The organism is Isoptericola sp. NPDC060257 (assembly GCF_042726645.1).
Classification (GTDB): domain Bacteria; phylum Actinomycetota; class Actinomycetes; order Actinomycetales; family Cellulomonadaceae; genus Isoptericola; species Isoptericola nanjingensis.
In genome coordinates this window covers 1-13,349 of sequence record NZ_JBHXAW010000104.1, presented here as the reverse complement: position 1 = coordinate 13,349, position 13,349 = coordinate 1, and the positions used below count along the sequence as shown (strand labels likewise).

At 71.5% G+C, this 13,349-nt stretch carries 9 protein-coding genes; 4 read left to right on the top strand and 5 right to left on the bottom strand.

The window, feature by feature from the left end; all coding sequences use genetic code 11:
- Positions 1–68: 68 nt before the first annotated feature.
- From ACFWEK_RS10580 to ACFWEK_RS10560, 5 genes are all read right to left on the bottom strand, one after another.
- A complete protein-coding gene (locus ACFWEK_RS10580) occupies positions 69–1,826 on the bottom strand; it encodes an ABC transporter substrate-binding protein (protein ID WP_430554020.1) in 1,758 nt (585 codons plus the stop codon).
- Positions 1,827–1,857: 31 nt separating this feature from the next.
- On the bottom strand, positions 1,858–2,775 hold the full coding sequence (locus tag ACFWEK_RS10575) for a carbohydrate ABC transporter permease (protein ID WP_430554019.1): 918 nt from the start codon (positions 2,773–2,775) through the stop codon (positions 1,858–1,860).
- Positions 2,776–2,789: 14 nt separating this feature from the next.
- Positions 2,790–3,803, bottom strand: a complete 1,014-nt coding sequence (locus ACFWEK_RS10570; RefSeq protein ID WP_430548364.1) for an ABC transporter permease — start codon at positions 3,801–3,803, stop codon at positions 2,790–2,792.
- Positions 3,804–3,968: 165 nt separating this feature from the next.
- Positions 3,969–4,967 (bottom strand): LacI family DNA-binding transcriptional regulator, encoded by a 999-nt coding sequence (locus tag ACFWEK_RS10565; protein WP_430554018.1) that lies wholly within the window; start codon positions 4,965–4,967, stop codon positions 3,969–3,971.
- 2 nt (positions 4,968–4,969) lie between these two features.
- Entirely contained in the window at positions 4,970–7,540 is a 2,571-nt protein-coding gene (locus ACFWEK_RS10560; RefSeq protein WP_430554017.1) for a glycoside hydrolase N-terminal domain-containing protein, read from the bottom strand.
- Between the two features lie 207 nt (positions 7,541–7,747).
- Between ACFWEK_RS10560 and ACFWEK_RS10555 the strand changes: the two genes are divergently transcribed.
- The 4 genes from ACFWEK_RS10555 to yicI all read left to right on the top strand — a co-directional run bounded on the left by ACFWEK_RS10555 (position 7,748) and on the right by yicI (position 13,295).
- Complete coding sequence (locus ACFWEK_RS10555; protein ID WP_430554016.1) at positions 7,748–9,073, top strand: ABC transporter substrate-binding protein; 1,326 nt, start codon at positions 7,748–7,750, stop codon at positions 9,071–9,073.
- Positions 9,074–9,077: 4 nt separating this feature from the next.
- Positions 9,078–10,043 carry a carbohydrate ABC transporter permease gene (locus ACFWEK_RS10550; protein ID WP_430554015.1) on the top strand — a complete coding sequence of 322 codons (966 nt, stop codon included), beginning with the start codon at positions 9,078–9,080 and terminating at the stop codon, positions 10,041–10,043.
- Positions 10,043–10,912 carry a carbohydrate ABC transporter permease gene (locus ACFWEK_RS10545; protein WP_430548369.1) on the top strand — a complete coding sequence of 290 codons (870 nt, stop codon included), beginning with the start codon at positions 10,043–10,045 and terminating at the stop codon, positions 10,910–10,912. Before ACFWEK_RS10550 ends, ACFWEK_RS10545 begins: the two co-directional genes overlap by 1 nt.
- A 76-nt stretch (positions 10,913–10,988) precedes the next feature.
- A complete protein-coding gene (yicI, locus tag ACFWEK_RS10540; RefSeq protein WP_430554014.1) occupies positions 10,989–13,295 on the top strand; it encodes an alpha-xylosidase in 2,307 nt (768 codons plus the stop codon).
- The last annotated feature ends 54 nt before the right edge of the window (positions 13,296–13,349 follow it).

Here is a 13,349-nt window from a genome sequence, read left to right as displayed (position 1 = left end):
GTGGGGGTACTGGCCGGATGTTCGACAGACGAGAAAACGGCCGCGGGTGCCGGATCACCGGCGACCGGTCACCCGAACTCCTTGGCGACCGCCACGCGGGCGTCGTTCTGCGCCTTGGCGTTCGCCATGTCGAACTCGAGCACCTTGGCGTAGCCGAGGCCCTCGACGGTCTTCTGCATGTCCGCGAGGAGCGAGTCGAACTCGGCGTCGCTCTTGGCGAAGACCATCTTCCAGGAGTGCTCGATGATGGCGGCCTTGACCTGGCTGCGGATGGCCTCGATCTCCGAGTCGTCCGCCGGGGCGGTGAAGCTCGAGCCCGGCGCGACGACGAGCTGGTCGTTGGCCTGCAGGTACTCCATCGTCGAGGTGGCGTCGCCCATCCGGGCGCTCCAGTCCTCGGACAGAGGGTTCGCGACCTGCTCCTGGTAGCTCGGCCAGAACGTGTAGTTGTACGGCTGCTTCGTCTCCGGGTTGACGTCCTTGGGCAGGACGGTCGACACGTTGAGCGTCGACACGCCGTCCGTGTAGGACCCGCCGCCCCACTCGGCCGGCACGTCGGCGCCGCCCTCGCGGAACACCTTCGTGCCGAAGTCGGTGAGCGCCGGCTCGCCGTCCTCACCCAGCTCCCACGTGAGCCCTTCCGGTCCCGCGGCCGCGCCGGTCTGCGACGCGTTCATGTTGACGCCCTCGGGCGAGTACAGCCAGTCGATGAACGCCGCCAGGCGGGCGGGGTCCTCGGCGCCCGAGCCGATCCCGAGGATCTGCTTGCCGCCGTACACCTCGGCACCGTAGGAGAAGATCTGCTGGTCCTGCAGCGGCGCGAGCTCGAAGCCCTTGCCGGCGCCCATGTTCTTGTCGGTGTTGTAGGCCGACTGCCCGAGCCACGGCCACCAGGACAGCAGGACCTGCCCGTTCTGGTACTTGGTGAACATCGTGTCGTAGTTCTGGGTGGTGGACTCCGGGTCGACGAGCCCCATCTGGTTGGCGTCGAAGTAGAACTTCAGGGCCCGGACGTACTCCGAGTCGGAGTCGACGATGCTCTGGTAGTCCGAGCCGTCCGCCTTCGCCAGGACGAAGCCCATCTCGTCGTAGCCGTAGAGGGTGGCGGGCTGCTTGGCCGTGACCATCATGTTCCCGTCCCAGTCCTTGAACAGGGAGATGGCGTACGCCTTCTGTCCGTTGTCGGCCTGGGGCTGCGCGTCCTGCATGTCCTTCAGGACCGGCAGGAGGTCCTCCAGCGTCCCGATCTCCGGGTAGCCGGCCTTGCCGTACAGGTCCCAGCGCAGGTACGGGCCGAACGTGGGCTCGAGGCCCTCCGACGGCTCGGTCGGCTTGAGGCTCGACACGGAGGTCGGGAAGCCGTAGATGCCCTCCTTGCCCTCGTTGAGGTGCTGGACCGCCGGGTCGTACTGCGGGACGTTCGTCATCGACCCGTAGTAGTCCGTGGCGTCCAGGAGCAGGCCGCCCTCCACGAGCTCGTCCATCTGCTGACCCTTGTCGACGACGACGAGATCGCCCAGCTCGCCGCCGGAGACGCGGGTGTTGTACAGGGTGTCACCGCCGCCCGCGACGTTGGGAGCGATGATGTTGAGCTCCATGTTGAACTTGTCCTTGACGACCTTCCCGAACCACCCGCCCTGGGTCCCCATGTAGTTGGCCAGGCCGTCGTAGACGTCGACGGTGATCGGGTCGGCCTTGGACCAGTCCTGGTCGAGGTTGACGTTCGTCGGTGCGTCGTCGTCCGACCCGCCGGGCGAGCAGGCCGCGAGCGACAGCACCCCGACCAGCGGGGCCACCACCATGGCGACCGATTTCCTGAGTTTCATGACACCCCTTCGTGCGTTCGACGAGACGCGGTCAGCCCTTGACCGCGCCGAGCATGATTCCCTTGACGAAATAGCGTTGGAAGAGCGGGTAGATGAAGAGGATCGGGAGCACCACGAGCACCGCGACCGTCATGCGGATCGACGTCGGTGTCTGTGTGGTGGCCGCCGTGGCCAGGGCTCCCAGGTTTCCCTGAGCGTTCTGCGCGGCCTGCGCCAGGCTGCTCGCCTGGTTGGTGTAGGTGTAGAGCAGGTACTGCAGGGAGTAGAGCTTCTGGTCGGTGATGTACAGCAGCGTGTCCTGGAACGAGTTCCACTGGGCCACCGCCGTGAAGATCGCCACCGTGGCCAGGATCGGCGTCATGTTCGGGAGGATGATCCGGAAGAAGACCCGGAGCGTGCCCGCCCCGTCGATCTCCGCCGCTTCCTGGAGCGAGGCCGGCATCGACTCCACGTACGTCTTGACGAGGATGATGTTGAAGGGCTGCACGATCGCCGGGAGGATGTAGACCCAGAACGAGTTCGTGAGCCCCAGCGTCTTCATCGTGACGTACATCGGGATGAGCCCCGCGCTGAAGTACATCGTGAAGATGACGAGGCGGTACCAGAGGGAGCGCTTCCACATCCGTTCTTGAGTGAACATGAAGCCGAGGAACGCCGACGCCAGCACGGTGCAGGCCGTGCCGATCAGGGTGCGGGCCACGGACACGATCGCCGCGGCGGACAGCCCGTCGAGCTGCAGGATCTGCGTGTAGTTCGACAGGTGGAACCCCTCGGGCCACAGGCGGACCTGGCCCAGGGCGCTCATGTCGTTGGCGCTCACCGAGTTGATGATCAGGAAGTAGAACGGGTAGGCGCACAGGAGCGCGAAGAGCAGGAAGCCGGCGTAGTTGAGGAGCGCGAAGGGGACGTCGCCGCGGGTGCGCTTGAGGGCAGGGCTGGTGATCGACACGGTCTGGTCCCCGTTCAGATGATCGACGTGCCGCGGGCGCGCTTGGCGATCGCGTTGGCCGTGACGAGGAGGACGACGGAGATGACGCTCTTCAGCATGCCCAGCGCCGTCGCCATCGACAGGCTGTTCCCGGTGATGCCGATGTTGTAGACGTACAGGTCCAGCACCTGGATGTGCTCCTTGTTGAAGGCGTTCTGGAACACGTAGTACTGCTCCATGCCGTTGTTGAGCATGTTCGCGATGGAGAGCACGAGCAGGACCACGTAGGTGGGCATCAGCTGCGGGAAGGTGATGTACCGCATGAGCTGGAAGCGGCCCGCGCCGTCGATGCGCGCGGACTCGTAGAGCGCCGGGTCGATCGACGTGATGGCGGCGAGGTACATGATCGCGCCCCACCCGAGGCCCTTCCACAGGCTCCAGAGCAGCATCGTGAGCCACACGTGCTCGCCGGTGTCGAGGAACTTGATCGGCGTGGTGATGATGCCCCAGTCGTTCAGCACCGAGTTCACGAGGCCCGAGGTGGAGAAGAGCGAGAAGGCGATCATGTACACGAGCACCCACGAGATGAAGTTCGGGAGCGTCGTGAGGGTCTGCACCGCGTTCTTGAACCACGGGGCGCGGATCTCGTTGAGGAGCATCGCGAAGAAGACCGGGAGCAGCGAGGTCGCGATGCCCAGGAAGCTCATGGCGAGGGTGTTCGCCATGACCTGCCCGATCTGCTGGAGCTGGGTCGGGGAGGACACGAGCATCCGGAACCACTGGAACCCGACGAACTCGCTGCCGGACAGTCCGAGCGCGGGCTTGTAGTCGTAGAACGCCGTTGCCCAGCCGGCCAGCGGCAGGTAGGAGAACACCAGCACGAGGACGAGGAACGGGAGGACGACGAGGAACATCGCGGGCGACGGCTTCTTGCCGCGGCGTCTCCGGTCGCGGAGCCGGACCTGGGTGGCGCCCTCGCTCCCGGGTTCTCGGTCCGGGACGTCGGCGGGTCCGCGGTCGAGCAGCGGCGCTCCTTGGGTGAGGCTCACCTGTCACTCCCTCGTGATGGGTCTCGCGCGCTCGGCTGCCGCCGGTGGCCGCCGTGTCGAAGCGCTTCGAATTGATATCACCCCCATGGCGAGTTCCGCAATGGTGTCGGGCGATCCGGAGCCGGTCCGTGACCTTTCGCCCCGCGCCGTCGCGGAGCCGCGGTCCTACCGGCGAGCGGTGCTCCCGCGGGTGGTCAGCACGGGCGCGAGCAGCCGGGTCTCGGCGGGGCGGCCGTCGTCGAGCCGGCCCATGACGATGTCCACGGCGAGGCTCCCGATCGTCGACGCGGGCAGGTCGATGGCGGTCATCGGCATCGCCTGCGCGAGCGCGACGTCCTCGGGGCACAGCGCGATCACCGACACGTCCTCGGGCACGGCTCGGCCGGACTCCCGCAGCCGGGACAGGACGTGGGGCAGCGCGCGCTCGTTGTGCACGAAGAGCCCGCTGGTGCCGGGCGCGTCGGCGAGGAGCTCGTCGACGACGCGGGCGACCTCGGCGGGTGCGCCCGGGCACGCGACGACCCGCGCGTCCAGGCCGTGCTCCGGCGCGGCCTCCGCGAAGCCGCGCATCACGCGGTCCACGTACGACGTGTGCCGGTCCACGACCTCCGGCGGGGCGCCGAGCATCGCCACGGTGCGGTGTCCCAGCTCGGCCAGGTGGCGCGCGGCGAGCCGCCCGGCGGCCTCGAAGTCCAGGTCCACGCACGACAGCCCCGACGCGTCGCGCGGCAGCCCCACCAGCACCGACGGCTGCCTCGACCGGGTGAGGATCGGGATGCGCGCGTCGTCGGCCTCCACGTCCATGACGACGAGGGCGTCGACCATCGACCCGTTCGTGGCGCGCTCCAGGCCCTCGAGGTCGTCCTGGGTGAGCAGCAGGACGTCGTGCGCGTGCTCGCGCGCCCGCGTCACCACGCCGCCCGCGAACTGCATGATCACGGGCACGTCGATGCCGGAGCGCAGCGGGATCATCAGCCCGATGACCTCGGTGCGCGCCGACGCGAGAGCGCGTGCCCCGGCGTGCGGGCGGTAGCCCAGCGTCGCGATCGCCTGCTCGACGCGCCGGCGCGTGGGCGCCGAGATGGACCGCTTGCCGGAGAGCACGTAGGAGACGGTCGACGCCGAGACTCCCGCCGCCTTGGCGACGTCCTCGATGGTGGCCACGGCTATCTCCTGGTTGCGAGAGGGACGGCGGCGCCCACGACCGGGAGGTCACCGGGCACGTCGAGGATCACGGTAGCGCCCGCGGCGACCGAGACCGGGGTTCCCGCGGCGGCCACGCCGCCGTGACCCACCACGACCTCCAGGGCCCGGTCGTCGGGCGCCCGCAGCCGCGCGCGGGTCAGTGCGCCGTCGCGCCACGCCAGGTCGACCTCGGCCCCGCCGCGGGCCCGCAGGCCGGTGACCTCCCCGTCGGGCCACGCCGGGGGCAGCGCGGGCAGGAGGTCGAGGCGGACCGCGCCGCCGTCCCGCCGGTGCGACTGCAGCAGCATCTCCGCGACGCCCGCGGTGAGGCCGAGGTTGCCGTCGATCTGGAACGGCGGGTGCGCGCTGAACAGGTTCGGGTACAGCCCGCCGCGCTGCCCGGCCGGGTGCCGCCCGTCCGGCCCGCCGGCCGGGCGCAGCGACAGCAGCACCTGGTCGTGGGCCCGGCCGCCCTCGCCGAGCCGCGCCCACAGCGAGATCCGCCAGGCGAGGGACCAGCCCGTGGACTCGCGGCCGCGCAGCTCGAGGCTGCGGGCGGCGGCCCGCGCCAGGTCCGGGGTCGTCGTCGGGTCCAGGTCGCCGAGGGGGTAGAGCCCCACGAGGTGCGACAGGTGCCGGTGCTCGGGTTCCGCCTCGGGGACCTCCTCGCCCCACTCCAGCAGCTCGCCGCGCGACCCGACCGCCGGGCCCGGCAGCGCGGCGGCGACGGCCTCGAGGCGCGCGAGCCACGGCTCGTCGGCGTCGTCGAGCCCGAGCGCGCCGGCGGCCTCGCGGCAGCCCGCCGACAGGGCGCGCAGCAGCGCCACGTCCATCGCGGCGCTGGTCGTGACGGCGGCGGGCTCGCCGTCGGGCGCGACGAACTGGTTCTCCGGGGAGGTCGACGGGCTGGTCCAGGCGCGCTCCAGGCCTCCGCCGTGCTCGGCGCCGGCGGAGGAGCCGCCCGCCGTCTGCACCCAGGCGAGCGCGAACTCGCCCGCCCCGCGCAGCGCGGGCCACGCGGCCCGCAGCTCGGCGTCGTCGCCCGTGAACCGGTGGTGCTCCAGGAGGTGCTGGGCCAGCCACGTGCCGCCGTGCGCCCACGCGGACCACTTCGCCTCGCCGCGGCCGTTGCCGACGGCCGCCGCGTGGCCCCACGCGTCCGAGTTGTGGTGCGCCGCCCACCCGGCGGCGCCGTACAGGTCGCGCGCGACGACGGCGCCCGGCCCGGCGGCGAGACGGCGGATGTAGCGGAGCAGCGGTTCCTGGCTCTCGGCGAGCCCGGTCGTGCCGGCCGCCCAGTACGCCATCTGCAGGTTGATGTTCAGCGTGTAGCCGCTGCTCCACGGGCCCGGCAGCCACGGGTTCCACAGGCCCTGCAGGGTGAGGGGCAGGCCGCCCGTCCGGGACGACGACAGCAGCAGGTAGCGGCCCAGGTGGAACGTGAGCGCCGCGAGGCCCGGGTCGGGGCGCTCGGCGGCGGCCAGCACGCGGCGGTCGGTGGGCAGGTCGGCCGCGCCCGCGGGCGACGGCAGCGCCAGGTCCACGCGGCCGTAGTGCCGCGCGTGCTCCGCGACGTGCGCGGCGCGCAGGCGCTCGCGGAGCGCCTCCGCGCCCTCGACGGAGGCGTCGTCGCCCTGACCTGCGCCGCCGCCCCGCTCGGTCGCGAGCTGTGCCGCGATCCGGTCGGCCGGCGCCGCGGCACCGGCGTCCCCCGGCGGGTCGGTCGTGGCGGTGGCGACCAGCAGGACGTGCGTGCGCGCGACGCCGGTGCGCAGCGTGCCGTCGTCGTCGACGGCGGCGTCGAGGTCGGTGGGCGCGGCCACGGCCACGGTGCCGGTACGGCCGAGCGCAGCGTCGTACCGCAGCTCGCCCTCGGGGTGGTGCGACGGCGGGACGTCGACGGGCAGGTCGAGCGTCCGCACCAGGACGGCGGTGCCCGCGCGGCCGGCGGGACCGTCGGCGCGCGACAGGTCGACGGGCGGGCGGGCCGACGCCCGCAGCAGGCTCTCGACGCGCACGACCAGGCGGACGGGGCGCTCGGCGCGCACGGTGTGCACCACCGCGCCGCCACGGGAGTCGGCCCAGGTCTCCTGCACGACGCGGCCGGCCACGGGGTGCTCCCACGCGTGCGTGGCGACGGCCGTGCGCAGGTCCAGCTCGCGCCGCTCGATGCCGTGGGGGTGGGGCGCGGGCCCGCTCGGCGGGTCGGCGGGCTCGACGGCGACGTCGATCTCGGCGAGCGGGAGGTAGGCCTGCGCCCACGGGGTCTGCATCTCGGCGAGCAGGGCCTCGGCCCCGCGCACGTCGCCCGCCTCGACCGCGGCACGCACCCGGGCGAGGTGCTCGGCGCCGCGGGCCCGCGTCCCGGCCAGCGGGTCGGGGTGCGGCGAGCCTGACCAGGCGGTGAGGTCGTTGAGCCACAGGTGCTCCACCCCGGCGCGGCCCGTGCACATCACCCCCCGGTGCCCGTTGCCCACGGGGTAGGCCTCGACCCACCGGGTGGCGCTGCTGTCGGTGTGGAGGACGTGCGTCGTCGCGCGTAGCTCGGCCATGGTCGGAGAGCGTAGTGCGCGCGGGCGAATCGGTTCGACCGCCGGGGCGGTCGCCGGGAGGCGCGCGACCCCGGGTCGAGGGGCTCCTGCTTGACGACGGTTCGTCCGGGGTCGATACTCGCCGTCGAAGCGCTTCGACTTAGTCGGGGCGCCTCGCCGCGGCCCGTGCACTGCCGCCGCGGCGCTGGACTCGACGAGGAGGACCCCATGCTCCACCGCGCACGCACGCTGTCCGCGGCCGCACTGATCGCCGCGTCTGCCCTGACGCTGACCGCCTGCGTGGGCGGCGGGGGAGGCGGCGGCACGACCGCCGGGGGCGGCGACACCGACGACAAGACGCTGACGATCTGGCACTACGAGAACGACGACTCGGCGATGGGCCAGGCGTGGGCCAAGGCGATCGAGATCTTCGAGGAGGAGCACCCGGACGTCACGGTCGAGGTCGAGAAGCAGACGTTCGAGCAGATCCAGAAGAACGCGAAGATCGTGCTGACCGGCGACGACGTGCCCGACGTCATGGAGTACAACAAGGGCAACGCGACGGCCGGCCAGCTCGCCGCGCAGGGCCTGATCACCCCGCTGACGGCCGCCGCGGACGAGAACGGCTGGGCCGACAAGCTCTCCGGGTCGCTGCAGACCACCGCGCGCTACGACGAGAACGGCCTCATGGGCTCCGGCGACTGGTACGGCGTGCCCAACTACGGCGAGTTCGTGGGCGTCTACTACAACAAGCAGATGTTCGAGGACGCGGGCCTCGAGGTGCCGACCACGCTCGAGGAGCTCGAGCAGGTGATGAAGGCGTTCAAGGACGACGGCGTCACCCCGCTGGCCGAGGCCGGCGCCGAGTACCCGATGGGACAGCTCTGGTACGAGCTCGTGCTGGCGAACGCCGACCGGGAGCTCGTCGACCAGTACCAGCTCTTCGACGGCGACGTCGACTTCCACGGGCCGGAGATGACGGCGGCCACCGAGCAGCTCGACTCGTGGATCGAGGACGGCTACGTCGCCTCCGACTCCGCGGGCCTCACGGCCGAGGACATGGGCGTCGCCTTCATGAAGGGCGACTACCCGATGATGGTCTCCGGCTCCTGGTGGTTCGGCCGCGTCACGGCGGAGATGAAGGACGACTGGGGGCAGTTCAACTTCCCGGGGAACACGCTGCACACCGGCTCGTCGGGCAACCTCTGGGTCGTCCCGACCAACGCGGACTCGCCGTCGCTGGCCACGGAGTTCATCGACACCACGCTGCGCCCCGAGGTGCAGGACGTGCTGGCGCAGACGGGCGGCCTGCCGGTCGCGGGCGACGCGTCCGCGATCACCGACGACAAGACGCGCGAGCTCACCGAGAACTTCCAGGCGATCCTCGACGACGACGGCCTGGCGTTCTACCCCGACTGGCCCGTGCCGGGCTACTACGACACGATCGTCAGCCAGCTGCAGTCCCTGATCAACCGGTCGAAGACGCCGGACCAGGTGCTCGACGGCCTGGAGTCGGCCTACACGGACGGCAAGGCCGACCTGCTCGGCGAGTGACGACGTGACCGCCACCCTCAGCCCGCCCGCGGCGGCGTCCCGGGCCGACGCCCGGACGCGCCGCCGCCGGCGGGGCACGACCCTGCCCTACCTGGCCTACCTGCTCCCCGGCGCGGTGCTCTTCGTGCTCGTCATCGGGTACCCGCTGGTGACCAACGTCTACATCAGCCTGTTCTCCTGGCGCGGCGGCCTGGCGCCGCTCACCTGGGTGGGCCTCGACAACTACACGGAGCTCTGGCACGACGCCGCGTTCTGGACGTCGTTCCAGAACTCCGTCGCGATGATCGTGGCGATGGTGCTCGTGCCGACCGTGATCGGCCTGCTGCTCGCGGCGGTGCTGTTCGACTACCTGGGCCGGCGGTTCGGCGCCCGCGTGGCGTCGGTCCTGCGGGCCATGTACTACCTGCCGCAGATCCTCCCGGTCGCCGTCGCGGGCGTGCTGTGGAACTGGATCCTCAACGCCCAGACGGGCGCGCTCAACGAGATCCTGCGCGCCGTCGGCGTCGCGGACCCGCCGAACTGGCTGGGCGACCCGAGCACGGCGCTGCCGAGCGTCATGCTCGTGCTGATCTGGGTGCAGATCGGGTACCCCGTCGTGATCTTCATGGCGGCGCTGCAGCGGGTGGACCCCGAGCTCTACGAGGCGGCGGAGCTGGACGGCGCCGGCTGGTGGCGGCGGTTCCGGGCCATCACGATCCCGCAGATCCGCCCGGAGACGTTCGTCGTGACGCTGACCTGCACGGTCGCGGCGCTCAAGGTGTTCGGCCCGATCTACGTGCTGACCCGCGGCGGCCCGGAGAGCTCCACGCTCGTGCCGAGCTACTACTCGTACCTCAACTTCTTCGACAAGTCGCGGGTGGGCTACGGCGCCGCCGTCGCGACCGTGCTCACCGTGGTGATCCTCGCGGTCGCCGTCGTCATCCTCGCGCTGCAGACGCGCGCCGAGCGGGCCGAGGAGGTGGGGCGCTGATGGCCGCGACCCTGGCGACGGTCCGGTCGCGCAGCGGGGACCGCCACCACCGGGGCGCCGGGCGCTGGTTCGTGCTCGCGGGCGCCGTCGTCGTCGCGCTGCTCGTGGTCGCGCCGCTGCTGGTGATGCTGCTCAACGCGTTCAAGTCGCCCGACGACTACACGCAGCACGGGCCGCTCAGCCTGCCGACGAGCCTGTACCTCGACGGGCTCGTGAACTTCTGGCAGCGCACCGAGTTCCCGGTGAAGCTGTGGAACTCGTTCTTCATCTCCGCCGTCGTGGCGGTGGCGGCGTGCGCCCTCTCGCTCCTCAACGCCTACGCGATCGGGATCGGCCGGATCAAGGGCCGGATGTGGGTGGTGCTGCTCTTCCTGCTCGCGAACATGCTCCCGCAGGAGGCGCTGATCTACCCCCTGTTCGACATGGCCCGGCAGGTGGGGCTGTCGAACTCGCAGTGGTCCGTGATCATCATCTTCACGGTCATCCAGTCGGCCTTCGGCACCTACCTGCTGGCGTCCGTGCTCGGCACGTTCCCGCCGGCGCTGCTCGAGGCGGCGGCGCTCGACGGCGCGGGCCGCTGGAGGATCCTGTGGCGGGTCGTCTTCCCGATCGTGCGGCCCACGCTCATGGTCCTGATGATCTTCTTCTTCATCTGGACCTGGAACGAGTTCTTCATCCCGCTGGTCATGCTCACGACCAACGACACGCAGACGATCCCGATCGCGCTCGCGTCGCTGCAGGGCGACCGGATGATGGACGCCCCCACGACCAACGCCGGGGCGCTCGTCTCCCTCGTCCCGGCCCTGGTGTTCTTCCTGATCTTCCAGCGCACCCTCACCCGAGGCGTCACCGCCGGCGCGGTGAAGTAACGCACCACCCCCTCGCGCGGCGTGCTCCCGGGCGCTCCGCCATCATCGACACGACAGCACGGAGTAGGTGCACCTGATGAAGTTCACCGACGGCTACTGGCAGACCCGCCGTGGCATCGCGCCGCTGTACGCGGTGGAGGTCGACGACGTCCGCGTCGACGAGACCGCGGGCACGATGACCGTGTACGCCCCGACGGCGCCGGTCCGGCGCCGGGGCGACACGCTCAACCGGCCGATGCTCACGGTCACGTACTCCTCGCCCGCGCCGGGCGTCGTGCGGGTGCGCGTGGAGCACTTCGCGGGGGCCGCGCGCCGCGGGCCGGAGTTCGCCGTCCAGGGCGAGCCGGGCTTCCTCCCGGTCGTCAAGGTCGACGAGACGGAGGGCGTGCTCGAGACCGGCGGGCTCTCCGTGCGGGTGCACCGGGGCGGCGGGTGGCACGTGGACGTCGAGCACGACGGCCGGGTGCTCACCTCCAGCCTGCCGAAGTCCGTGGGCGCGATGAGCGCGACGTCGGGCCCGCTCGAGGGCGGCACCTGGGTGCACGAGCAGCTGACGCTCGAGCCGGGGGAGCACGTGTACGGCCTCGGCGAGCGGTTCGGGCCGTTCGTCAAGAACGGGCAGTCCGTCGACGTCTGGAACGAGGACGGCGGCACGTCCAGCGAGCAGGCGTACAAGAACGTGCCGCTCTACCTGACCAGCAAGGGGTACGGCGTCTTCGTGGCGCACCCGGAGCGGGTGTCGCTCGAGGTCGCGTCCGAGGTGAACACGCGCGTCCAGTTCTCGGTGGAGGGCCAGTCGCTCGAGTACTACGTCATCGCCGGCCCGACGCCGAAGGACGTGCTGCGCCGCTACACCGCGCTCACGGGGCGGCCGGCGCGCGTGCCCGCCTGGTCGTACGGCACGTGGCTGTCGACGTCGTTCACCACCGACTACGACGAGGCCACGGTCACGAGCTTCGTGGACGGGATGGCCGAGCGCGGGCTGCCGCTCAGCGTGTTCCACTTCGACTGCTTCTGGATGCGCGAGTACCAGTGGTGCGACTTCGAGTGGGACCCGCGCGTCTTCCCCGACCCGGAGGGCATGCTCGCCCGCCTGCACGACCGGGGTCTGAAGGTGAGTGTCTGGATCAACCCCTACATCGGGCAGCGCTCGCCGCTGTTCGAGGAGGGTCGCGCCAAGGGCTACCTGCTGCGCACCACGGACGGCGGGGTGTGGCAGTGGGACCTGTGGCAGGCGGGCATGGCGCTGGTCGACTTCACCAACCCGGAGGCCGCGGACTGGTACCTCGGCCACCTGGAGCGCCTGCTCGACCAGGGCGTGGACGCGTTCAAGACCGACTTCGGCGAGCGGGTGCCCACCGAGGACGTGGTCTGGCACGACGGCTCGGACCCGCGCAAGATGCACAACTACTACGCCGAGCTGTACAACGAGCTGGTCTTCCGCCTCCTCGAGCGGCGCCGCGGGCGGGGCGACGCCGTCGTCTTCGCGCGGTCGGCCACGGCGGGCGGTCAGCAGTTCCCGGTGCACTGGGGCGGCGACTGCGACTCGACGTACGCGTCGATGGGGGAGTCCCTGCGGGGCGGGCTGTCGCTCGCGCTGTCGGGCTTCGGCTACTGGAGCCACGACATCGGCGGCTTCGAGGGCACCCCCGACGCCGGGGTGTTCAAGCGCTGGCTCGCGTTCGGCCTGCTGTCGAGCCACTCGCGCTTCCACGGCTCGTCGTCGTACCGGGTGCCGTGGGCCTTCGACGAGGAGGCGGTCGATGTCGCGCGCCGCTTCGCGCACCTGAAGATGTCGCTCATGCCCTACCTCGCGCAGGCGGGGGAGGAGGCGCACGCCGCGGGCACGCCGATCATGCGGCCGATGGTGCTGGAGTTCCCTCGCGACCGGGCCACGTTCGGCGTCGACATGCAGTACATGCTGGGTGGCTCGCTGCTCGTGGCCCCGGTCTTCCGGGCCGACGGCACGGTCGAGTACTACGTGCCCGAGGGCACGTGGACGCGGCTCCTCGACGGCGCGGACGGCGGGCACGCCGAGACGGTCGCGGGCCCCCGGTGGGTCACCGAGACCCACGGCTTCGACTCCCTGCCGGTGCTGGTGCGCCCGGGCACCGTGCTGCCCGTGGGGGCGCGGACCGACCGGCCCGACTACGCGTGGGCCGACGGCGTGGAGCTGCGCTGCGTCGAGCTCCCGGACGGCTACGACGCCGTCACCCCCGTGCCGACGGGCGGGCCCGGCGGGGAGACGGCGCACTTCCACGTCCGCCGTGCGGGCGACGAGGTCGCCGTCACGAGCGACGACGCCCCCGGCGCCTGGACCGTCCGGGCGGGGACCCGTACGGCCACCGGCGACGGCCCCGGCACCGTCACCCTGACCGTCTGAGCCGCTCTCGAGCACGCGGTCCGTCGCGCCACCCGGTGGCATGACGCGACGGAC

What these genes read in the sequence shown, in the direction of transcription:
- ACFWEK_RS10580 (WP_430554020.1), bottom strand. Translation starts at nt 1,826, where the DNA reads ATGAAACTCAGGAAATCGGTCGCCATGGTGGTGGCCCCGCTGGTCGGG.
- ACFWEK_RS10560 (WP_430554017.1), bottom strand. Translation starts at nt 7,540, where the DNA reads ATGGCCGAGCTACGCGCGACGACGCACGTCCTCCACACCGACAGCAGC.
- ACFWEK_RS10555 (WP_430554016.1), top strand. Translation starts at nt 7,748, where the DNA reads ATGCTCCACCGCGCACGCACGCTGTCCGCGGCCGCACTGATCGCCGCG.
- ACFWEK_RS10545 (WP_430548369.1), top strand. Translation starts at nt 10,043, where the DNA reads ATGGCCGCGACCCTGGCGACGGTCCGGTCGCGCAGCGGGGACCGCCAC.
- yicI (WP_430554014.1), top strand. Translation starts at nt 10,989, where the DNA reads ATGAAGTTCACCGACGGCTACTGGCAGACCCGCCGTGGCATCGCGCCG.